We start from the raw sequence: 20,969 nt of genomic DNA, 5'->3' as shown, positions 1-20,969 counted from the left end.
ACAAAACTCCGAACATAAAAAGACCCCGGGGTATTCCAGGGTCTTGATTTAAAGCCGGGTCTGATTTTCCTTCATTGCGGATTCAGGTTGAAAGAGAGTACCGCCGGGGCTGCTGAGCAGCGCTTTTCGCTGTTTCTCAGCCGATGACTTTGCCCGGATTGAGAATTCCGTTCGGGTCAAAGGCGGCCTTGATTCGTTTCATCAGCTCGATCTGTTCCGGATCCAGCGACTGTTTCAGATAGTCGCGCTTGGCATGACCGATGCCGTGTTCGCCGGAAACCTGGCCCTTCATCGCCGCGGCTTTCGCGTACAGCGCGTCCATGCAGCGCACGACCTTCTTCTGCCATTCTTCTTCCGACAGCGCATCTTTCAGCACATAGATATGCAGGTTGCCGTCGCCGGCATGACCGAAGCTGCGGATACGGATGTTTTCCTGAATTGAGAGATCGCGGGCAAACTGACAGAAGTCGGCGACCTTGTCGATATCCACGACGACGTCGCATTCGTCCATCTGCGTCGTTGAGTTCTTAATCGCTTCCAGAAACGCGCCGCGGGCATCCCAGATGCTGCTCTGGCGTTCTTCGGTATCGGAGATGAAGACGTCCTCCGCCCCTTCCTGCAAGGCCAGCTCGGCGCAGTCGTGGATCATCGCCTGCATTTCTTCCGGCGTGTTGGCGCTGTAAGAAACGATCAGGTAAGCGTTGAATTCCTTGTTCGGGAAGTCCTTGCCGAGGTAATCCTGAGCGTCCTGAATGACTTCCTTTTCCATGAATTCAATCGTCGTCGCCACCGCTGGCAGCCGCATGATTTTCGGCACCAGCGTCAGCGCGTCCTTCAGCGTCGTAAACGGAATCAACAGCGAGGTCATCGCGCGCGGCTTCGGCAGCAGCTTCATCGTGATCTTCGTGACGACGGCCAGCGTGCCTTCGGAACCGACGATCAGGTCCTTTAAGGAATAGCCGGAGCTGTTCTTGGAGGTCTTGCCGCCCAGCGTCAGCACACTGCCGTCCGCCAGCACGACTTCCAGGCCGCGCACATAATCACGGGTCACGCCGTATTTCACCGCCCGCATGCCGCCGGCGTTGGTCATGACGTTGCCGCCGACCGACGCGCTCTTTTCGCCTGGATCCGGCGCGTACAACAGATTATGATTCGCTGCTTCCTCAATGATTTCCATCAGCAGCACGCCCGGCTGCAGCACGGCGTTCATCGTCTGTTCGTCAATTTCCAGAATCTTGTTCATGCGCATCATCGACAGCACGATGCCGCCGTAAATCGGCACGCAGCCCCCGCATAAACCGGTGCCCGCGCCGCGGGTCGTAACCGGCAGATGTTCTTGATCGGCATAGGCCAGAATCTGTGAAACTTCCTCCGTGCAGCCCGGCTGGATGACCAGCTCCGGGTCAAAACAGCCGTAGTGGGTCATTTCGTCATGCGTATAATCGGGATGAATTTCATCACGGACACTGACATAATCCCGTCCGGTGATCGCGCTCAGCGCTTCGATATCCCGGGTTTCTAGTTTGCGGAACATACGGTCTCTCCCTCCATTTCTTTAAGCATATTTTCAGCGATTTGCCCGGCGTCGCCGACGACCGCGACATGCGCCAGATCAAAGATCGGAGCCTGCGGATCGGTGTTGACGGCGATGATTTTCTCCGCCCCCTTCATCCCGGCGGTAAACTGGATCGCTCCGCTGATGCCGAAGGTCAGGATCAGCTTCGGCTTCACCGTTCGTCCGGACAAACCGATCTGACGGCGGACGTCGTAGCGCCCGCTTTCCACAACCGGCCGGCTGCAGGCCATCTGGGCATGCAGCTTCTGCGCTAATGCTTCGATCAGCGCCAGCGTCTTTTCATCCTTAACGCCCCGTCCGACAGCGACGAGCACTTCAGCGTCGGAAATGCTGACCTCCTGTTCCTTGTTTTCAATTTTCAGCCATTCAATCTTGGAATCCAGCTTGGCCGGATCGATCGGACAGGACACCACCTTTCCGATCCGGGCCTGCTTCACCGCCGGATCCATCACTTTATAGCGCACCGTCGCAAACTGCGGACGATGATTGGTGTTCAGAATCTGAGCCATGATGTTGCCGCCGAAAGCAGGCCGGATCTGCACCAGATCGGTATTCTCCCGCATTTCCAGAACCGTACAGTCGGCCGTTAAGCCGGTGCGGAAGCGGGCCGCGGTGCGCGGAGCGAGCGAACGTCCGCTGACCGTTGCACCGACCAGAACAACCGCCGGATGACTGCGCTGAATGCAGTCCTCAAACACTTCGGTATAATTATCCGCACGGAAATACTGGAGCCGCGCATCTTCATAGAGATAGACGTTGGCGACGCCATAATCCAGCAGGGAATCCGCCGCCTGTTCAATGTGATCGCCGATCATCAGACAGTTGACCTGTTGCCCGATAACCCGGGCCAGCTCGTGCGCCTTCCCGATCAATTCCAGCGTCACCGGATGAATCCGGCCGTCGCTGTGTTCAACGTAGACGAGAATATCATGCCATTGGGATTTGTCGATCTGCGGCTGCGGCGCGTCCACCTGTTCGCTGATCGCCTGACTTGGACAGTTGCGCAGACACATCCGGCACATCTTGCAGGCGGCGTTGATCTGAACCTGACCGTCGACCATCGCCATGGCGTTAAACGGACATTGAGTGATGCATAAACCGCAGCGCGTACATTTTTTAGGATCAATCACTAAGCCGCTCATGCGTTTTCCTCCTCCCACATTTTATCTTCTTTCAGGATTGCGACCAGCTTGGCCGCGCTTTCCGCTTCCGGCCCGTCCAGCCGCATCGTCTTCACATCATGGGTCGGCGTGAAAATCCGCTCGACCTGGGTCGGCGAGCCTGACAGACCGATTCGGGATGGATCCAAGGTCCGGCACTGCGCCGCGCTCAGCGTGTGAATCGGGTTGTCCGCGGCTTCCTTCGCGCGTTTATAGGACGGCAGATTCGGCTGGAAAATTCCTTTTTCCACCGTGATCAGGCATGGATAAGGAATCCGGGCCACCGCTTCAACCTCGGTCAGATCCTGCTTAACAATCAAGGCCTGATCGTCGGCGTCGATCAGCTCCGTAACCCAGCTGATATGCGGAATTCCCAGCACCTCGGCCATTTCCGGTCCAACCTGAGCCGTGTCGCCGTCGGTCGTCTGCTTGCCGCACAGAATCAGATCGACATGATCGATCTGGCGGATTCCAGAGGCGATCGTATACGAGGTCGCCAACACGTCGGCCCCGGCAAACTTCCGGTCCGTCAACAGCCAGCCCTCGTCGGCGCCCAGCGCGAATGCTTCCTGCAGTACCGCTTTGGCAGCCGGCGGCCCCATCGTGATCACATGGATCTTCGCACCGGTTTTCTTTCTGATCTGCAGCGCAGTTTCCATCGCGTACAGATCATATGGATTCATCTTCGTTTCAATACCGTCCCGCTTTAAGACGCCGGTAACCGGATCGACTTCGACCTTCTGCGTCGCCGGAACCTGTTTTACGCATACGACAATGTTCACTTCTCTATTTCCTCCCTGTTTTCTTCCAGCCGCAGATGCCGTTTCATCAGCTCCGCCGCTTTTTCCGTCTGTCTGGCCGCGATCGTCCGGGTCAGCTGTTCGTGCTGGTCGATCAGAATCGCCAGCGAGCTGTGCGTGGATATCTGCCGGCGGTTATGCGCGACGGAATATTCCATCAGACTGCCGACGCTGTCCAGCGCAATTTTCAGCAGGCTGTTGCCGCTGTTGTGCACCAACGCCTTGTGGAATTGCAGATCCAGCTGCGCTGCCTGCGCTTCATCCTCGCACCTTCGCATCGCCGCCACCAGCTCCATCAGTCCTTCATCCGCCCCTTTTTCAGCCGCCAGCTGCGCCGCTTTGATCTCAACGGCTAAGCGAAACTGGGCGATGTCCTGTTCACAGCCCATCTGTGCGAACAACAGCGGGGAAATCCGCTGGATGAATGGTTCGATTTGAAAGGCCTGGACGCGGGTCTTTTCCTTCGGACGGATCCGCACGATGCCTAACAGCGCCAGCACCTGCATCGCTTCCCGCACGCAGCTGCGGCTGACGTGATAGAGCTGCGTCATCTCCCGCTCCGAGGGCAGAGCTTCGCTGATTTTCAGCCGTCCGCTGCCGATCTGACCGATCACATCGTCGACGATCATCTGCGAATTCTTTTCCTGATTTTCCATAGTTCACCCCTAACTGGTCAGACCAAGTTAATTCCATTATAGAAGAAGCGGAACAAAAATGAAAGCCCTTACAGTTAATTAATTCTTTCACGACTGATTTCCCTGCCGCATCCCCGATACGCTGTCCGTTTCCCGTAGCCTCTCAAACGCTATAAGAACATCCGTAATTGCAGTCCTGCCCCCTCATAAAAGAAAATCCAAGGATTTCTCCGGGCTGTCATCCGCCGGTCGGGATCACGCGTTGAAACATTGAAACATTATTTCATCCAATGTCTAATTTTTACGAATAAAATCTTCAAAAGCTCTTTTCACCCGATGAAAATCACGGTATGATAACTGACAGAGGAGAGTACAAAAACAATTATGGAAAATGTAAAAATGTTGATTCTGGATATCGACGGTACCCTGATCGCCCGCGGCTCGGAAACGATCCGGCCTGCGGGCGTCGAAGCGCTGCATCAGGCGCAGCGTCAGGGGATCAAGCTGTTGATCGCCACCGGCCGGGCTTATTACTTCATTCAGCAGGACGTCCACGACACGCTGAAACCGGATTATTACGTCACGATCAACGGGCAGTGTCTGATTGAAACCGGCAAGGGAATTATTGAAAAGCATGAAATTCAGGAAGACACAATGATCCGCCTGAACAAGCTGTGCGACGAGCTGGAATTGGGCGTCGGCTATAAGTTTGACGAATCGGTCGTCTGCCAGTCGCACTTCCATCAATTCCACTGGGGTTATCTGAAAGGAAAGGACGTCGGGAATTTGTTGATCGACGATACGGCCGAACAGAATTATCAGAAGACGCACGGCCTGCCGATGGGGCTGTTTATCATTGGTGATGAAGCGAAGGTCGAATCGATTACCGATCAGTTCCCGGAGCTGACCTTTACCTGGAGTTATCCGCAGGGCTATGATATTTACAGCACCGGCAACGATAAGACGACCACAATCGAATCCGTTCTGAAGCGTCTGGGCATTTCCTGGGCGGAAACCATGGCCTTCGGCGATGGGGAGAACGATATCCCGATGTTGGTCAAGGCCGGCGTCGGCGTCGCGGTAGCCAACGCGAAGGATAACGTCAAAGCGGCGGCGGATTACATCGCGCCTTCCGTTGATGAAGACGGTGTGGCCAAAGCCTTGCGGCATTTCGGCGTCATCGCCTAGCGCACAGCTATGCAGTGGGAATTTAAGATTCTGGTCTTCGATGATTTAGACAAAGCGGAAGAAGAATTGAACCAATGGGGACGAAAAGGCTGGCAGGTGGCTGCCGCCGGTTACAGCAGCGATCTGTTTCAGCGTGGCTACCTTGTCACGCTGCAGCGGCCGCTGGATCCGGATCGGTACCCGCTGCCGCGTTAATCTGAAAGACAAAGAATTCTGTATGCAAAGATTTTAAAAGCAGGGAAGCTCCCGGACGGATTGTCCTGCGGAGCTGCCGAACGCTCTAACGAAGAAAAGGATAAACGCATTGCGAAAGCAAGGTTTATCTTTTTTTCATATTCGTCAGACTGCGTCTTCATCTTTTTCAAATAAACAGAAAAACTGGAAGAGGAACAATATACAGAATAAAAGAACAATATCGGCGAAGAAAGAACAATTCTTTATTCTTTGATAACGATCTTTTATTCTTTCAAGTTCCCATTTTATTCCGTGGTTTTAGATTGAAGTCAGAAGATAAGCGGCAACAATCCACGATTGTCGATCAATCCTGCACGTAAGGAAAACAAATCATAGAAGTCGGATCGACGGTGCTGAGTTATTCCGCGGCCTCTCCTTACCACAAAAGGATAATTGGATTTTGAATTTCGGAAGATTTTTTCGCTGCTTGACGAAAACACTTGACAAGAAATTGAAATGATATCAAAATGATATCATCAAGAGGAGGTCGTGAAAGATGGAAGAAAAAATTTTAAACGCCAGGAAAGGGTTAATGCCGCTGATGCTGCTGGTCGCTGCGTTTGCCTTATCGGTCGTCGCCTTGATCGTTGGCATCAGCCTGGTTGAAACCAATACGCTGGGCGGCATACTGATCGCCATTTCCATGGTCTGGCTGACTTTAGGATGGATTCCGTGCATGGGCGTTAAAGTGCTGAAGCCGCAGGAAGCGTTGGTGCTGACGCTGTTTGGCAAATATGTCGGAACGTTAAAAGAAGAAGGAATTTACTATGTGAATCCGTTTGTATCCGCGGTGAACCCGGCCAGCCGGACAACACTGCGGCAGAGCGGCGACGTCAATTCCTCAGAACGGACGATCACGACGAATAACGGCACGCAGAATCAGGTTGTGCCGACAAAGAAAATCTCGCTGAAAGTGATGACGTTAAATAACAACAAGCAGAAAATCAACGACTGCCTGGGCAATCCGGTGGAAATCGGAATCGCCGTCATCTGGCGCGTTAACGATACGGCCAAAGCGGTCTTCGCGGTAGATAACTATAAGGAATTCCTGTCGCTGCAGTGCGACGCCGCGCTGCGTGATATCGTGCGGCTGTATCCTTACGACGTCGCTCAGAATGTCGATACGACGGGCGATGGCGAACCGGATGAAGGCTCGCTGCGCGGTTCCAGTGAAATCGTAGCCAGCCGAATCCGCAAAGAAATCCAAAACCGGGTTCAGGACGCGGGCTTGGAAATTCTGGAAGCCCGGATCACCTATCTGGCCTACGCTCCGGAAATCGCCGCCGTTATGCTTCAGCGGCAGCAGGCTTCCGCGATTATCGACGCCCGCAAGATGATCGTCGACGGCGCCGTCGGCATGGTGGAAATGGCGCTGAACAAACTGAACGAAGGGGGCATGGTCGAGCTGGATGAAGAACGAAAAGCCGCCATGGTATCCAATCTGCTCGTCGTCCTGTGCGGCAATAAAGACGCGCAGCCGATCGTCAATTCAGGAAGCTTATATTAGTGGCAGATCAGGAAAAGAAGCAGGTTCCGCTGCGGATTTCCAGTAAGCTCTATGCACAGATCGCAGCCTGGGCCGAAGATGATTTCCGATCTTTAAACGGACAGATTGAATATCTGTTGACGGAATGCGTCAAACAGAGAAAGAAAAACGGCTCCCCCCGGCCGGAAAACCTGGATGAAGGGATCAAACTGGATCTCTGATAAAAGACCGCAGCTTCGCGGTCTTTTCTTAATCCTTATATTATGCTAAAAGAAACAAGGTCTTTGCCCTAGCTTCAAAATTCAGCTTGTCTTAAAAATCGTTTCAACAAAAACGCACAGAAATAAGGAAAGCTGTAAATTTGATCGCTGACCCCGATGTTTCCAGCACTAAGCTTTAAACCATAGCGGATATCAGGATACCGGTCAGAGATGATCAGCGTCCGTAATGATTTCGCTGTTCCGTGCTTTGCCTTGACTTCTAATGGAAGCAAACTATGCTGCGTGCGGACAAAGAAATCCTGTTCTAATGTAGAGTCTTCCCGACGATAATAATAAAGAGGAATCGAACATTTGGTCAGTGCTTCCGCAACAATATTCTCATAAAGTGCGCCTTTATATACACCTAAATTCTTATTCACCCGCAAATCTTCCTGGGATTCATCGTCCAGCATGCCGATTAACAGTCCAGTATCCGCAAAATAAAGCTTAAATTTACTATCGTCGCTATTCCCCTTTAATGGAAGTTCAGGAAATTGCAGACAGGTACAACAATTAACGATTCCTGAATCACAAAGCCATTCAATGCATCCACGGTAGTCTTTAAACCGGGCGCCTCGTTCAACTTTAGATAATTGAAATTTTTTATTTTCTTTTGCTAATTGGGAAGGAATATGGTTGAAAACATTTAATATTCGCGTCTGGTCCAGACCGACGGCATATTTCCGAATGTCTTCCTTATAGTCTTCAATGAGCTGCCGCTGAAGATCCAGTGTTCCTTCAAACGTTCCTCTTTCAACATAAGTCCGCACTACCGCAGGCATTCCGCCTAAAATGCAAAAGTCAAGGAACAAGCTGCTATACGTTTCCATTTCAATTAAATTAAATGGTTTTTGATTGATAAGGTGGTTCAGCAATTCCTCTGCGATGGATTCAGAATATCCTTTAGCCCATAAAAATTCTTCAAAATCCAATGAAAATAAGGTGTAATCCGTTTTATATCCTACACTGTTGCTTTCAATTTGCTTATAGTTAATTCCCAATAAAGAACCGCTGCAGATAACGTCGAAACGCCCGTCAATCTTAAAAAATTTTAATGCAGTAGCAATATCAGGATGCGCTTGCAGCTCATCAAAAAAAATCAAAGTTTTCCCAGGAATAAAACGTTTTGACGGATCCATTCTCGAAATATTCTTAATAATCTCTGATGGTTTATATCCATCCTCTGTGATTAAGCGATATTTAGGTTCCTCAACAAAATTAATGACTACAACACTTTCATACGCTGCCTTGGCAAACCGCAGAATGGACTCCGTCTTTCCCACTTGCCGCGGTCCTTTTACAATCAGTGGTTTATGATCAGCCTCTTCTTTCCACGCTATCAGATAGTCGTCGATTTTCCTCTTTAAATAAAGCATAGCGCACCTCCCTTATTAAGATTATACATAATTTTGAGGGATTTATCCATGGTTTGCAACACAAAAAATAGCGATTTTCTCATTCTCAATTACACAAAAATGAGCGAATTTTCTCCAGATATGAACACAAAAATGATGGAATTGATGTTTTTTTCTTTTTCTTTCCCAGACAAGTGGTTGATCCCCACTTTTTTTCTCAGCGAAAAAAGAATCAGGTTCAGCTTGCAAAGCAGAAATCCTGATTCTTTTCCTTTTTCCGATTCAGCTTACAATTCTTCGCCGAGGATCGTCTTCACGGCAACCCGGCCCTGCGTCATCGTGCGGCCGACCGCAACGCCGACGAAGTATTCCGGATAATTGCCCGCAAAGAAGCTGCCTGAGCAATCGCCGATTGAATACAAGCCTTCAATAATTTGATGGTTCGTATCATAAACCTGACACTTGCGGTTGATTCGCAGGCCTTCGCAGGTGGTCAGCAGACTGCCGCCCAGGAAGCAGCCGTAATACGGCGCGGCCGCGATCGGCCGCATCCGGTACGCCTCTTTGCCAAAATCCTCATCGACGCCCTTCGCGCACAATTCATTGTACCGCTCGACTGTCGCTTTCAGATTATCCGCCGGAATTCCCAGCTTCTCCGCCAGTTCCTCAATCGTATCCGCTTTGAAGACCAGGCCCTGTTCGACATAGCTTTCGATCATCGGCACAATTCCGTCGTTCTTTGCAATATTGACGGAGATCTGAGCACAGCCGTATTGATCGTAGGCCAGGATTGCGTCGGTGATATTGGCGTCCATAATCGCCGCATACACACCGTCGGTTTGTAAAGATGCCGCGTAATTCAGAAAATCATACGGGCAGGATTCATTTGCGAACCGGAAGCCTTCTTTATTGACCTTTAAATGCGGCTGCGTGCCCGGGTTAAACTGATAGACCGTGCCTGGGAAAGCGAGGTTGCCCTGCCCATCATCGACATAACCGGCCTTGACGCCCGGCGCGACCAAACCACGGTCAAAGATCATCGGCGCGTCGGTCGTGTCCATCTTCGCGCCAGCCCAGATCCCGGCGCGGATGCCCATGCCGGTATCCGGACCATAGTAGCTGTTGGCGGTGACGCATTCGTTGACAATTGGCGCCAGCGCTTTCACCATTTTCGGATTGCCCGGATATCCGCCGGTCGCCAGGATGACGTTTTCAGCATTGATTTTTACATAGGCCCCCTTTGCGTCGGTGAAGATCGCTCCGGTGACTTTGCCGCTTTCATTCTGATTCAGCCGTACGAGTGTCATCGAATAATTTACCTGATAGCCTAAATCCTGAATATGCTTCTCCAGAAAGCGATTGCGCTCACAGCCCATCGCTCCAGCGAATTCGCTGCCCTCCGGCGCGCTGATTGTATGCCAGATCGACGGTACATAGTATTCCATATGGTTGCCGCCGACATGATTCTCATGCGCGATGTTGACCGACGCGCTTAACCCCAGGCTTTCCAGATAACGGATCATCTCTGCGCTGTTGTTCATCCACATTTTGATGACATCCATATCGCACTTATAGGAAGCGTAGCGGGCGATTTCATTCAACAGCCGATCTTTCTGCACCGTGACCCCGGCCTTTTTCATCGCTTCGGTGTCCAGCGCACCGATCCAGTGCCGCGTATCGCCGAGCGTTTCATTCTGTTCGCACAGGATGAAATCCATCTTGGCGTCCGCCGCGGTCGCCGCGGCCATCATCCCGCCGTTGCCCGCGCCGATGATCAACAGGCTGGTATCCAATGTGGAAGTAATCTGCGAATCCGCGATCTCCGGAGCTTCACCCAGCCAGTCTTCAAAATCGCTGTCTGTGTTTTCATTCAGAGCGGCGGCCAGCCCCTGAGCCTGGGCGATACAGTTGCCAACCGCTTTCTTAATCGCCGGAATGGTGATATCCGCCGTCGCGGCTGTTTCCACATCCACGGATTGTTTCTCGACGATCAGTTTTGCCAGCTCGTCCGCTGCCGCCTTTCCGATCGATTCCGTTTCTCCGTCAGCAGCGATAGTACAATCGGTAATCTTATCCGCTGTGAATGTCATCTCTACCTGAATATAGCTGGAATAACCTTTGACGCTTGCGGAATACGTCCCCGGCGTATAGATTCCCTTGCTTGCGGCCGGAGCGTCGTTAACAGCACATCCGCTCAGGCTGACAGCCGCCAGGCCGAGCGCGCCTGCCGCCGCGCCCTTCAGGAAATCCCGGCGGGTTATGTTCTTAGAACTCATGTTTTTTCCTCCCTTTTCTCTCGTTGTGTTCATTATTTCACATAACAACTTGCAAAAGAAGTCTGAATTCCTTATGATGGTTTGTAGGAAAACCTTATAACAAGATCAAAAGATTTCGATACTGAAACGGGAGGAATCAAGGATGCTTAATCATCAGCTGGCAACGTTTATTCAGGTTGCCGAAAACGGCAGTTTTTCCAAAGCAGCCGAGAAGCTCTACATCACGCCCAGCGCCGTGATTCAGCAGATCAACAATCTGGAACAGGAGCTTCAGGTGACTTTGTTCAAGCGGACACGCCACGGAACTCAGCTCACCCCGGCCGGCGACTATCTTTTTCAACAAGCCGGGCCGCTGATTCAGACCTGCCGGGAAATTGAGGAAAATCTGATCCTGATTCATCGCCAGGATCAGCAGAAAATTACGATCGGCACAAGTCTGTTGATGAAATGCCGTGTTTTTTATCCGCTGTGGACGCGGTTTCAAAAGGAAGTATCCGATCAGATCCCCGTTGAACTTCTTGACCTTGCGTTGAATACGGAAGCATACAAAGCCGATCTTATAGAAGGAATTGATGATGGCGAACCCTGGCAGCGCGGCCGCAGCTTCCTGAATTTGTTTCGTGTCCCGATCGCCGTTGCGGTCGCGCGGGATCATCCGTTAGCGGCCAAAACGTGTTTAACGCTTGCGGACATGCGGCCTTATACACTGGTCACGATCCGTTCCCACATGTCCGATGAACTGGATCGTCTTCAGCAGGAAGCCAAAGCGCTCGGCGTTCACGTCGTCGAGGTGCCGCGCTATGATCTCTCCGTTTTCAGCCGCTGCATTGTCCGGCAGGATTGCTTGCAGACGCCGTTGTGCTGGAAGGATATCCATCCTGATCTGGTGACGATTCCCTGCGACTGGAATTATTCGCTGGCCTATGGGTTCCATTATGCCAAGAATCCCAGTCCGGCCGTCCGAGAATTTTTACGCTTTGTCCGGCAGGTTGCCGAAACAGAAGTGCTTCACCTTTAAACGTTTTTATAAAACTTCCTATCCAAAAGAAAACCGCGTTGATCAGACTTTTCAATCCGATCAGCGCGGCTGTTTTTATTATCCAAGACAGCACCGTTTTCAGCCTTTCAGCTTTTCACCCGTTTTATAAACAGTGCGGACCTTGCGGACACAGGAAATATCCTGCAGCGGATCGCCTTCTATCGCGATGATATCCGCGACTTTTCCTGCTTCAATCGTGCCGTAGTCCTTCAGCACGCCGATGCAGTCGGCCCCGTTGCGCGTAGAAGCCACGATCGCATCCATCGGCTTCATCCCGTTGGCCACCATCAGTTCCAGCTCAAACGCCGAATTGTTATGGAAGTTATAAGGCGTGCCGGCATCCGTGCCCATCGCGATCTTCACACCACGCTGATAGGCTTTCTTAAAGCTTTCAATATGCGCGTCGACAACCAGATTCGCTTTGCGCAAAACATAATCCTTCATGCCTTTTTCCACACCGGCGTCCAGAATGCAGCGCGGCGCGGCTAACGTTGGAACCAGGTATGTTCCATGTTCGACCATCCAGTCGATGCATTCATCATCCAGGAAAATGCCATGCTCGATGGAGTCGATGCCGGCGTGCAGGGCATTCTTGATTCCCTGGGTGCCCTGGGCATGCGTCGCGGTTTTGCGGTCAGCCTTGTGCGCCTCGTCGATCGCCGCCTTCATTTCTTCCATCGTCAGCTGCGCACTGCCCGGTTCCACACCCGGGGTCATTACGCCGCCGGTCGCCATGATCTTGATCAGATCCACGCCGTGCTTCAACAGCTCGCGGGCATGCTTGCGGCATTCGTCTGCGCCGTCGGATTCCAGTCCGCTTTTCCAGCCATGGCCGCCGGTCATCGTAATCACCCGGCCGGCACAGGCCATGTGCGGTCCAACGACTTTTCCTTCTTCGATGCATTTTTTCATTTCCAGATCGTAATATTGTTCAGACCCCAGCGAACGGACAAACGTCACGCCGCTGTCGATATAATCGTGTGCGTTCTTCATCCCCCACCAGGCTTTTTCCATGGTCGTCAGCGCGTTTTCTTCCTCATCGCTGATGCCCACTGGAGACAAAGAGTGAACATGACAGTTGATCATGCCCGGCATGACGGTCATTTCGCTTAAATCCACCCATTCTTCCTCGTTCTTCCCGTGGAAATCTTCGATCGCGGCAATCCGTCCGTTTTCAACGCAGATGGCCTGGTTCTTTTTTGGTTCAGCGCCAGTGCCGTCGATCAGCGTTCCGGCATGAATCCAGAATTTTTTCATTGATTACTCCCCCTCATTTGTTTTCTTATCTTTCATTATAGCGCATTTTTATTTTCAGACAACTTGAAAATAGTTTCATCAGATCAAACTTCTTTAAGTAATCCCATTTCCTGCCCCTCGCTAAAGGCTTCAGCCTGAACCTTGAATAAAAAGCTCCCCGGAAGAATTCCAGAGAGCTTCATGGGAGAAAAAAGTTACTGAGCCTTGCCCGCGTTCTGACCGGCAATCATACCGAAGGTGAAGATATCGGCGATCGCGTTGCCGCCCAGACGGTTGCCCGCATGGATACCGCCGGTGACTTCGCCGGCTGCCCATAAGCCTTCGATCGGCTGGCCTTCCGCGTTCAAGACTTCCGCCGAGGTGTTGATGACCACGCCGCCCATCGTGTGGTGCAGCGAAGCCTTCCGCGGTGAGATGACGATACCGACGTTCGGATCGTTCTCGATCGCTTCCAGATCGATCGCGCCGGCCAGGACTTCCTTGCCGAAATCCGGATCGCTCTGATTTTCAACATAGCTGTTGTATTTTTCAATGACCGTGCGCAGCTGTTCTTCCGTAAATGCCGGAGTCGCGCCGCCCGCTGCGGTCTTGGACGCTTCCGCCAGTTCCGCTAAGGTCGAACCATACCAGACATGACCGTTGTCGACCATCGACTGAACAGTCGTGCCGAACAGCCCTTCTTCCAGTGAAGCACCCTTGCACAGACCGTCGGCTTCCTTCAGGCCGCTGCCGGCATAAATGATATAGAAGATGCCGTTATCCAGCGTCAGCGAAGCCTTCGCCAGAACGTCACGTTCCGCGTATTCGTCGACAAAGCGTTCACCCTGACCGTTGATCCAGATCTGTTCTGAAGCGTCAGCCCAGATGCCGTCGGTCATTGTGCCCTTGATCGGGGAAGAGGAAGGCATCAGCTGGGAAACACCCAGACCCGTCGTATCCGCGCCGATTTCCATCGCCATGACGATGCCGTCGCCAGTGTTGGTGCCGACATTGGTCGTCAAGGTGCGGTCGGTCAGATCATCGCCCCAGTATTCATCATACTGCTTGACCATCGCCGGATTTGCGCAATAACCGCCGCTGGCCAGCACAACGCCGTGTCCCGCTTCTAATGTGACTTCCGTACCGTCGGCTTTTTCAGCCTTAACGCCGGTAACGCGGCCGTTGTCATCGACGATCAACGACTTCGCCGCAGTTTCCGTATAAATGGTTACGCCTTCTTTTTCAGCCGCGCTCTGCAGTACCTGAATTAACGGCAGACCTGCGGTGTAAGCATGGGTTCTCGGCCACATTGCGCCTAATACGGTGTACAGCGAATCCCCGGCGCCTGCGTGAGAAGCTGTGCCAACGCCGATTGAACCCGCCCAGTCATAAGAATTCAGCGCGCTTTCCGCTAAGGTGCGGGCCAGATCAATGTTCGAAGCGATCCAGCGGCCGTCGTTCATCTGCCGCAGTCCGCCCGTATAAATATGCCACATGTGCAAAGAAATTGAATCGAAGCCCGGCATATCCTTGCCTGCCGTCTTGCCGGCATTCGCCTTATAGAAAGCCTGAATATCGCTCTGCAGCGTGGTCAGGACTTCCGCCCATTCCGGGAATTGATCCAGATGCAGATCCGCGTCGGTTGTCGACAGCGCCAGATAGGAATCCAGCGTATTTTTCTGTGCTTCCGATAAAACGCGTTCCGCCTGCGCTTCCGGGTCAACCGCGTTGAACGCGCCGCCGGCCATCATTGTATCGCCGCCCAGGAACGAGCTTTTTTCAATCAGGATGACCTTTGAGCCTTCCTGCGCTGCCGCGATCGAAGCACTCAGGCCCGCTCCGCCGCCGCCGACAACGACGACGTCCGCAGATAATGTTTCCGCCTCGCCCGCTGCCGCGTGATAAGCGTTTGCCTTCAACGCGCTGAGATCCATGCCGGCGTTGGTCGCCGCCTCTTCAGCCGCCCGCATCAATGCGTTGCTGCAAAGCGTCGCACCGGTAACGGTGTCTAAATCAAAGGTCTGATGTTCAACGATCTGTGATGGAATGCGTTCCAGCGCCACATCGGACAGACCTGCGGTTTCATGACATTCTGTCACTTCGGCCTTGGTGATCTTTCCTTCTTCCACTGTCAGCTGGACGCTGACCGGTCCCTGCATGCCCGTTGATGTGCCTGTGAACACCCCGGACATCGTGTCCCCGGTTTTCGCCGGTTCCTGTTTTGGTGTCTGTGAACAGCCGGTCAGACTCATCGTCATCGCCAGAGCCAGAATCACAGAAAGACAAAATTTCTTCATGACTTTCCCTCCTGTTATGAATCGTAAACATTATAAACCTGTTAGCCGCTTACAGGTCAACAAGTTTGTGAACGAACAAACAGAACACATGAAAACGGATCCCTCGTAAGATCCGTTTACCGGCAAAATAGTCTGGTTTTCAGGTTTATCCCGGCGACTTTTCGGCGTATATGCAGTCTTCTTCGTCAAGGTTCTCGAAGACGTTTGACGTTGGGAAAGATGACCTCATCTTTCTCCGCTTATATTTCACCCGCCAAACCGATTCCATGAACAAAAACGCCGTTTCTCATGTAACTTAAATAAATCCGGCCGATTATATCCGTACAGATCGGTTTCCCGCGCCGCCGACATTCGTCCAGCAGCGGTTTTAGATCCTGGCAGGTGAGCTGAAACGGATCGGAAACCTCCAACATGTACTGCAGAATCTCGCCGCCTTCTTTTCGTTCCACTTCGGCAGGAAGTTTCAGATTCAGCTTCTTTTTATTGCGTTCCAGAATACCCAGGCCGATACTGACGTCCAGCGGCCGACGCTCCTTGATCACGCTCTGCACGCCGATTTTGATCGCAATGTAGGAGAAGGGCATATTCTCAGACAGAATCTCAACGGCCTTCTGCACCCCCGGAGTCCTGACGGCCCCAGTTCCAAAATTCCAGACATTATAGCTGTTGTCACGAAACAGTGGAGCCACGCGTTCCCGTCCCTCTTTGATCATCTGAAAATAGGCCTGCATTTCCTTTAACCGCAGCAGTTTAATTTCCTGCCAGCGGATTTGTTCTTCCAGTGACTCAGCGTGTGCGCCGACCCATTGATCAATCGCTTCCAACTCCTCATTTTTCGCGTTCAGCGATTCCTGAATGCTCATGTCAAAGCTGCGCAGCATCTGCGCATGATAAATATTCAGGGCGTCCTGCGGTGTAAAATTCCGGTAATTGTTATCCTGCCGTTCTCCCTGAATCAAGCCCATCCGGTCATAATAACGAACCTTACTGCTGACAATCCCCAGCTGACGGGCAAACTCATTGACCTTCATGTATGCCACCTGCACTCTTTCCTCTTTTTAATTTTGTTGATTTCATTATAAAGCATAAACGTAATAAAAATGCTGAAAATCGCATTGATTCCAGCATTTCTTAATTTTTTAAGATTGTAAAATAAGCAGGACAGAATTACCAAAATTCATTTTCCGGCTCATCCGTGATTTCCACCCGCCGGCCGCTGACAAGATCTGTCCAGGCGCATTTCCACGCGTGCAGTTTCATCCGGCCCTGAACCGGCCGGGGATTATACAGCGGGTCGTTGACGACCGGCCGCTGAATTGACGCCAGATGGACGCGGATTTGATGTGTGCGTCCGGTTTCCAGCTGACAGCGGACCAGCGTCTGTTTCTCCTTCTGCCGGCAGCGCAGCACTTCGACATGGGTCACCGCCGGCTTGCCGGTCGGGGAAATCCGATAGGCCTTCGCGTTATGCCGGTCACGGCCGATCGGTTTATCAAGCGTCAATCTGTCCTTCGGCTTCATGACGCCGCTGACCACCGCCAGATACGTGCGGGCGATCTGCTTCTGGGCCAAAGCCTGATCCAGCTTCGGCTGAAAGAACGGACACTTGCTGAAAAGCACGATCCCGCTGGTGCCTTCGTCCAGCCGGTGAATCGGCCGGACAGTGCAATGCTGGCCGGTTTGCAGATAATACGCTGCCACCGCGTTGGCCAGTGTGCCGGTCTTCCCTTTATCATCCGGATGGACGATCATGCCGGCCGGCTTGGACACCGCCAAGATCAGCTCGTCTTCATACAAAATCCTGATCGGGATTGTCCACGGAACAAAATCCGGCTCCTCCTGCTGAAACACCTTCAGCGCCAGCTCGTCGCCGACCTTTACCTTCGCACGCTGTCGAACCGGCTGACCATTCAACGTAATTTTTCGTTCAATTTCCAGCTTGTAGCGCGCAGCCTTGGAACATCCCCACGGCGCAAGCAATTCCGCGATCGTCTGGCCTTCGGCTTGTGCCGGGATGGAAAACCGCAGCCAGGGGACATCAATCCGCAAGGGCATCATTCCCGGCCTTCCGGAAACAGATAGCCCGCCTGCTCAAACAGCGTGTCCAGATCGAGCGGGTTCGGCTTCCATGCCTGCGGCCGCGCTTGCTTTAAGAACGCCTCGGCGCAGGCCGCGTGCGCGGCTGCCCCTTTCCACAGTACGCTTTCGTCCAGATCATGCCGGCTGGTATGCACGTCGGCAATGATGCCTTTTTCCTCATTGCGCATGCCTAAGAAGGCGTAAACTCCCGGCATCCGCTGCAAATACAGCGGGAAGCTGTCCGTGCCCATCCACGGCTCGGCCTGGATTACCGCTTCTTTTCCCAACATTTCGCCGCAGACCTCGGCCGCGGTTTTCGCGTAGTCCGCGTCATTGTTCAGCGGGAAGCCCGGCGCGTTCAGCTTATCAAAACTTGCCGTGCAGTCGTAGGCTTCGGCGATGTGTTCGACAACATGGCGCAGCTTGGCCTGAAACGCCAGTCCCACTTCCCGGTTATAAAACCGCACCGTGCCCTTAAATACGCAGGTATCCGGCAGAATGTTGGATTTCGTTCCGGATTGAACCAGACCCGTGGAAATCGTCAGCGGCTCAAACGGACTGACCGTGCGCATCCGCAGCGCGTTCAGCGCCTGACCGATCGCCGCATAACAATCAATCGGATTGACGCACAAATCCGGGCGGGAGCCATGCCCGCCGCGTCCCTGCAGCCGCACATGGAAGGAAAACATCCCCGCCATCAGCGGCCCGGCCTGAATTTGCAGCGTCCCGGCCGGAGTATGCGGGGAAACATGCAGACCAAACACGCTGTCCGGTTCGATGCCCGCTTTTTCCAACGCCTTCATGAGATGATAAATATTCATCGTCGCTTCTTCGCCGCGTTCAAAACACAACAGTACCGTGCCTTCCAGAGCCTCCCGGTGTGCCTGAAGCAGCTTGGCCGCCGTCAATAACATCGCGGTATGACCGTCGTGGCCGCAGGCATGCTGGACGCCGGGGATCTCGCTGACGCACGCTTTCTGCGATCCGCCGCCGTTGGTCTTTTCTTCCTGGATCGGCAGCGCGTCGATATCCGCCCTTAACATGACGGTCCGGCCCGGCTTGCCGCCCTCGATCCACCCCAGCACCCCACCGTGCTCAACGATCTGCGTGCGGATGCCCTGCGCTTGTAAGAACTGATCGATCAGTGCGACCGTCTGTTCCTCGTGTGAGCTTAATTCCGGATGGCGGTGCAGCTGACGGCGCAGATTGATGCAAAGCTCGCTTAAGCGCTGCGCTTCTTCATTCCATTGAATCGTCATGATCTTCTCCTCGCTTTTTACTATTGCTTTCACTCAACCGACTTCCTGACAGGCCGAAGCCTTATGCAATGATCAGGAAATCTTTGCTTTTTCTTTGATCGCAAGCGTTCGCTTTAACTTAGCGGACGCAGTCAGCATAGAAATCAAACACCTGCTGCTCAGTCGGGAACCGGGCGATCAGAACTTCGTCGCCCATCGCTTCCGCCAGCGCTGGATCCATCGCGATCCGCTGGATGATCGCGCCTTGATACCGTTCGATGATCCATTCCATCGAATGCTGATACGCTTGTTCCTTACGCCGTCCGACAAACACGCTGGAATACGGGCGTTCCGGGTTGTAGCAAGGCTCGTGATCGATCAGGGTATCGGCCCAGATCTGATAGATGTCGATATCGTTGGCATAGTCGATCATGTCCGGCAGAAATCCTCCCGGCGGGCGCATATTGACTTCCAGGCCGATGATGTCGCCCTGCCGTCCCAGCCCCTCCTGATCGCAGTCCAGACGGAAGAATTCCAGGTGGAAAAACCGGTCGCGCACGCCGAAGGCCTGCAATGTCCGCTCGCCTGCGCTGCGCAGATCGTCCGGCACCGTTTTCAGCGAATAACAGCCGATCGGCTGCTTCTCGTTGACCGAATCCATGACTGAACCGAGGTAGACATGACTGGTCGCAAAGACGACCTTGCCCTGGTTGTTGATAATCCCATCGAACGTGCAGACCGTGCCGTGGACAAATTCCTCGACGATCATTCCGGAGTGCATCGTTTTTAACATCTGCTCGAGCTCCTCCGCGTTGTGGATCCGCATCGTGTCGCTCGCCCCGACGCCGCGGTCCGGCTTGGCGACTAAGGAATAGTTCACCTTTTTGGCAAACTCGCGGATCTCGGCTTTATCCTCACTGATCAGCCAGCGCGCAGCCGGCACACCCGCTTCGGCATATTTTGCCTTCATCAGCGACTTGTGCTGACAGACGTGAAGCTGCTTGGGAAACATGCCGGTCGTGACGTGAAACAGCTCGCGCAGCTCGGCGTCCAGATTCAGCCAGTATTCGTTATTCGATTCGATCCAGTCGATCTTGCCGTACTTCCATGTGAAATAACCGCAGGTCCGGATCATCGCGTCCCGATCGGTCATCGAATAGACGCAGACCACATCGTCCAGCACTGCCCGCAGTGTTTCCGGCAAGGATTCCACCGGGGTGTCGACAATCCCCAGCACGCGCACGCCGCGATTTTTCAAAGCCCGTGCAAACAGCCAGTAATTGGATGGGAAATGCGGTGAGATCAATACGAAATTTATCATTCTGTTTCCTCCCAACACCGCTGCAGGATGCCTAATTCTTCCATCCAGACCGGTGTTTCTTCTTCCCAGCACGCCTCGCAATGCGTCCCTTCCGGGTAGCAATGCAGATATACCGACGCTTTATCCTCTAAAATCCGCTGGATCGTCAGGTTGTCGGTCGTGACCTGCGCCAGTTCTTCCTGGGTGCCGGTTTCCAGGCCGCCCCAGCTGATATAAAACTGCGTGTCTTCCTCAATCCAGGCTTCGTCAAGATCCTCGCACAATGGCTCCATGACCAATCCCAGATACGGCGACAGGCAGGCAGCCCGGCTGTAAACCGAGCTGTAGCGGCCGCCGGCGTACAAGGCCATCAGACCACCCATCGAGCTGCCGCCGATAAACGTATGCTCCCGATCGGTCAGCACCGGCAGGTTCTCGTCTACCCATTCTTTTAACTCGCCGCTCATCCAGTCCAGCAGCAGCTCGCCCTGTCCCTGTACCTCGCCCCAGACGGGATCGGCGAAATCGTAAGGTGAAAACTCCCACAGCCGGCGATTGCCTTCATGGTTGCATTCAAGACCGACGACGACTAATGGCAGCCGGGTTAGCTCGAGGTAATCCTTCAATCCCCAGCTTTTGCCATAGGTCGCTTCCTCGTCGACAAACAGATTGTGACCGTCAAACATATACAGCACCGGTACCTTTTGGCCCGGCGTCAGTCCGTCGGGAATATACAGATGGAGCGTCCGCGCTTCGTCCAGCGGCGTAATCCATGTTTCCTGTTGAATAAGCATCTCTGTGATCCTCTTT

General features: G+C 53.1%; 18 protein-coding genes. 5 read left to right on the top strand and 13 right to left on the bottom strand.

The annotated features are described in order from the left end of the window. Positions 1 to 136: 136 nt before the first annotated feature. From BQ7364_RS10140 to BQ7364_RS10125, 4 genes are read right to left on the bottom strand one after another with little or no spacing between them, the layout of a single operon-like run. On the bottom strand, positions 137 to 1,534 hold the full coding sequence (locus BQ7364_RS10140; protein WP_072684618.1) for an FAD-binding oxidoreductase: 1,398 nt from the start codon (positions 1,532 to 1,534) through the stop codon (positions 137 to 139). Next, positions 1,519 to 2,718 (bottom strand): FAD-binding protein, encoded by a 1,200-nt coding sequence (locus tag BQ7364_RS10135; RefSeq protein WP_072684617.1) that lies wholly within the window; start codon positions 2,716 to 2,718, stop codon positions 1,519 to 1,521. Before BQ7364_RS10135 ends, BQ7364_RS10140 begins: the two co-directional genes overlap by 16 nt. Beyond that, positions 2,715 to 3,518, bottom strand: coding sequence for an electron transfer flavoprotein subunit beta/FixA family protein (locus BQ7364_RS10130; RefSeq protein WP_006061140.1), 804 nt, complete (start codon positions 3,516 to 3,518; stop codon positions 2,715 to 2,717). The genes BQ7364_RS10135 and BQ7364_RS10130 overlap by 4 nt, the downstream gene beginning before the upstream one ends. Then, positions 3,515 to 4,192, bottom strand: a complete 678-nt coding sequence (locus BQ7364_RS10125) for a FadR/GntR family transcriptional regulator (protein WP_072684616.1) — start codon at positions 4,190 to 4,192, stop codon at positions 3,515 to 3,517. The genes BQ7364_RS10130 and BQ7364_RS10125 overlap by 4 nt, the downstream gene beginning before the upstream one ends. 363 nt (positions 4,193 to 4,555) lie before the next feature. On the opposite strand from BQ7364_RS10125, the gene BQ7364_RS10120 reads away from it, so the two are divergent. The 4 genes from BQ7364_RS10120 (at position 4,556) to BQ7364_RS10105 (ending at position 7,300) form a co-directional block, all read left to right on the top strand. After that, on the top strand, positions 4,556 to 5,359 hold the full coding sequence (locus tag BQ7364_RS10120; protein ID WP_072684615.1) for a Cof-type HAD-IIB family hydrolase: 804 nt from the start codon (positions 4,556 to 4,558) through the stop codon (positions 5,357 to 5,359). Between the two features lie 9 nt (positions 5,360 to 5,368). Next, entirely contained in the window at positions 5,369 to 5,554 is a 186-nt protein-coding gene (locus BQ7364_RS10115; RefSeq protein WP_072684614.1) for a hypothetical protein, read from the top strand. Between the two features lie 535 nt (positions 5,555 to 6,089). Next, the gene (locus BQ7364_RS10110) at positions 6,090 to 7,100 is read left to right on the top strand and encodes an SPFH domain-containing protein (RefSeq protein WP_072684613.1); all 1,011 of its coding nucleotides are present in this window, start codon (positions 6,090 to 6,092) and stop codon (positions 7,098 to 7,100) included. Continuing rightward, positions 7,100 to 7,300 (top strand): type II toxin-antitoxin system antitoxin, encoded by a 201-nt coding sequence (locus tag BQ7364_RS10105; protein ID WP_072684612.1) that lies wholly within the window; start codon positions 7,100 to 7,102, stop codon positions 7,298 to 7,300. Before BQ7364_RS10110 ends, BQ7364_RS10105 begins: the two co-directional genes overlap by 1 nt. A 74-nt stretch (positions 7,301 to 7,374) precedes the next feature. Here the strand turns inward: BQ7364_RS10105 and BQ7364_RS10100 are convergent, their stop codons facing one another. Both BQ7364_RS10100 and BQ7364_RS10095 read right to left on the bottom strand, forming a co-directional pair. Next, the gene (locus BQ7364_RS10100) at positions 7,375 to 8,715 is read right to left on the bottom strand and encodes an ATP-binding protein (protein WP_072684611.1); all 1,341 of its coding nucleotides are present in this window, start codon (positions 8,713 to 8,715) and stop codon (positions 7,375 to 7,377) included. A 266-nt stretch (positions 8,716 to 8,981) separates the two neighbouring features. Then, complete coding sequence (locus BQ7364_RS10095; RefSeq protein ID WP_072684610.1) at positions 8,982 to 10,970, bottom strand: FAD-binding protein; 1,989 nt, start codon at positions 10,968 to 10,970, stop codon at positions 8,982 to 8,984. A gap of 142 nt (positions 10,971 to 11,112) precedes the next feature. Here BQ7364_RS10095 and BQ7364_RS10090 point away from each other — a divergent pair, with 142 nt between their 5' ends. After that, complete coding sequence (locus tag BQ7364_RS10090; RefSeq protein ID WP_072684609.1) at positions 11,113 to 11,988, top strand: LysR family transcriptional regulator; 876 nt, start codon at positions 11,113 to 11,115, stop codon at positions 11,986 to 11,988. A 99-nt stretch (positions 11,989 to 12,087) separates the two neighbouring features. Here BQ7364_RS10090 and BQ7364_RS10085 read toward each other — a convergent pair whose 3' ends face one another. From BQ7364_RS10085 to BQ7364_RS10055, 7 genes are all read right to left on the bottom strand, one after another. Then, entirely contained in the window at positions 12,088 to 13,266 is a 1,179-nt protein-coding gene (locus tag BQ7364_RS10085) for a metal-dependent hydrolase family protein (protein WP_072684608.1), read from the bottom strand. A gap of 194 nt (positions 13,267 to 13,460) precedes the next feature. Then, positions 13,461 to 15,542 (bottom strand): FAD-dependent oxidoreductase, encoded by a 2,082-nt coding sequence (locus BQ7364_RS10080; protein WP_072684607.1) that lies wholly within the window; start codon positions 15,540 to 15,542, stop codon positions 13,461 to 13,463. Positions 15,543 to 15,781: 239 nt separating this feature from the next. Beyond that, positions 15,782 to 16,573: a MerR family transcriptional regulator gene (locus tag BQ7364_RS10075; protein WP_072684606.1), complete on the bottom strand. Its 792-nt coding sequence runs from the start codon at positions 16,571 to 16,573 to the stop codon at positions 15,782 to 15,784. A 136-nt stretch (positions 16,574 to 16,709) separates the two neighbouring features. Continuing rightward, positions 16,710 to 17,600, bottom strand: coding sequence for an RluA family pseudouridine synthase (locus BQ7364_RS10070; protein WP_072684605.1), 891 nt, complete (start codon positions 17,598 to 17,600; stop codon positions 16,710 to 16,712). Then, complete coding sequence (locus BQ7364_RS10065; protein WP_139248611.1) at positions 17,597 to 18,913, bottom strand: M20 metallopeptidase family protein; 1,317 nt, start codon at positions 18,911 to 18,913, stop codon at positions 17,597 to 17,599. Before BQ7364_RS10065 ends, BQ7364_RS10070 begins: the two co-directional genes overlap by 4 nt. Before the next feature lie 85 nt (positions 18,914 to 18,998). Next, positions 18,999 to 20,180: an ATP-grasp domain-containing protein gene (locus BQ7364_RS10060; protein WP_229100747.1), complete on the bottom strand. Its 1,182-nt coding sequence runs from the start codon at positions 20,178 to 20,180 to the stop codon at positions 18,999 to 19,001. After that, positions 20,177 to 20,953, bottom strand: coding sequence for an alpha/beta hydrolase (locus BQ7364_RS10055; RefSeq protein WP_072684603.1), 777 nt, complete (start codon positions 20,951 to 20,953; stop codon positions 20,177 to 20,179). Before BQ7364_RS10055 ends, BQ7364_RS10060 begins: the two co-directional genes overlap by 4 nt. Positions 20,954 to 20,969 lie beyond the last annotated feature (16 nt).

The organism is Holdemania sp. Marseille-P2844 (assembly GCF_900120005.1).
GTDB lineage: Bacteria > Bacillota_I > Bacilli_A > Erysipelotrichales > Erysipelotrichaceae > Holdemania.
This window is presented reverse-complemented; position numbering and strand designations above follow the sequence as displayed.

What these genes read in the sequence shown, in the direction of transcription:
- BQ7364_RS10140 (WP_072684618.1), bottom strand. Translation starts at nt 1,534, where the DNA reads ATGTTCCGCAAACTAGAAACCCGGGATATCGAAGCGCTGAGCGCGATC.
- BQ7364_RS10135 (WP_072684617.1), bottom strand. Translation starts at nt 2,718, where the DNA reads ATGAGCGGCTTAGTGATTGATCCTAAAAAATGTACGCGCTGCGGTTTA.
- BQ7364_RS10125 (WP_072684616.1), bottom strand. Translation starts at nt 4,192, where the DNA reads ATGGAAAATCAGGAAAAGAATTCGCAGATGATCGTCGACGATGTGATC.
- BQ7364_RS10120 (WP_072684615.1), top strand. Translation starts at nt 4,556, where the DNA reads ATGGAAAATGTAAAAATGTTGATTCTGGATATCGACGGTACCCTGATC.
- BQ7364_RS10115 (WP_072684614.1), top strand. Translation starts at nt 5,369, where the DNA reads ATGCAGTGGGAATTTAAGATTCTGGTCTTCGATGATTTAGACAAAGCG.
- BQ7364_RS10110 (WP_072684613.1), top strand. Translation starts at nt 6,090, where the DNA reads ATGGAAGAAAAAATTTTAAACGCCAGGAAAGGGTTAATGCCGCTGATG.
- BQ7364_RS10100 (WP_072684611.1), bottom strand. Translation starts at nt 8,715, where the DNA reads ATGCTTTATTTAAAGAGGAAAATCGACGACTATCTGATAGCGTGGAAA.
- BQ7364_RS10095 (WP_072684610.1), bottom strand. Translation starts at nt 10,970, where the DNA reads ATGAGTTCTAAGAACATAACCCGCCGGGATTTCCTGAAGGGCGCGGCG.
- BQ7364_RS10090 (WP_072684609.1), top strand. Translation starts at nt 11,113, where the DNA reads ATGCTTAATCATCAGCTGGCAACGTTTATTCAGGTTGCCGAAAACGGC.
- BQ7364_RS10085 (WP_072684608.1), bottom strand. Translation starts at nt 13,266, where the DNA reads ATGAAAAAATTCTGGATTCATGCCGGAACGCTGATCGACGGCACTGGC.
- BQ7364_RS10080 (WP_072684607.1), bottom strand. Translation starts at nt 15,542, where the DNA reads ATGAAGAAATTTTGTCTTTCTGTGATTCTGGCTCTGGCGATGACGATG.
- BQ7364_RS10075 (WP_072684606.1), bottom strand. Translation starts at nt 16,573, where the DNA reads ATGAAGGTCAATGAGTTTGCCCGTCAGCTGGGGATTGTCAGCAGTAAG.
- BQ7364_RS10070 (WP_072684605.1), bottom strand. Translation starts at nt 17,600, where the DNA reads ATGATGCCCTTGCGGATTGATGTCCCCTGGCTGCGGTTTTCCATCCCG.
- BQ7364_RS10060 (WP_229100747.1), bottom strand. Translation starts at nt 20,180, where the DNA reads ATGATAAATTTCGTATTGATCTCACCGCATTTCCCATCCAATTACTGG.
- BQ7364_RS10055 (WP_072684603.1), bottom strand. Translation starts at nt 20,953, where the DNA reads ATGCTTATTCAACAGGAAACATGGATTACGCCGCTGGACGAAGCGCGG.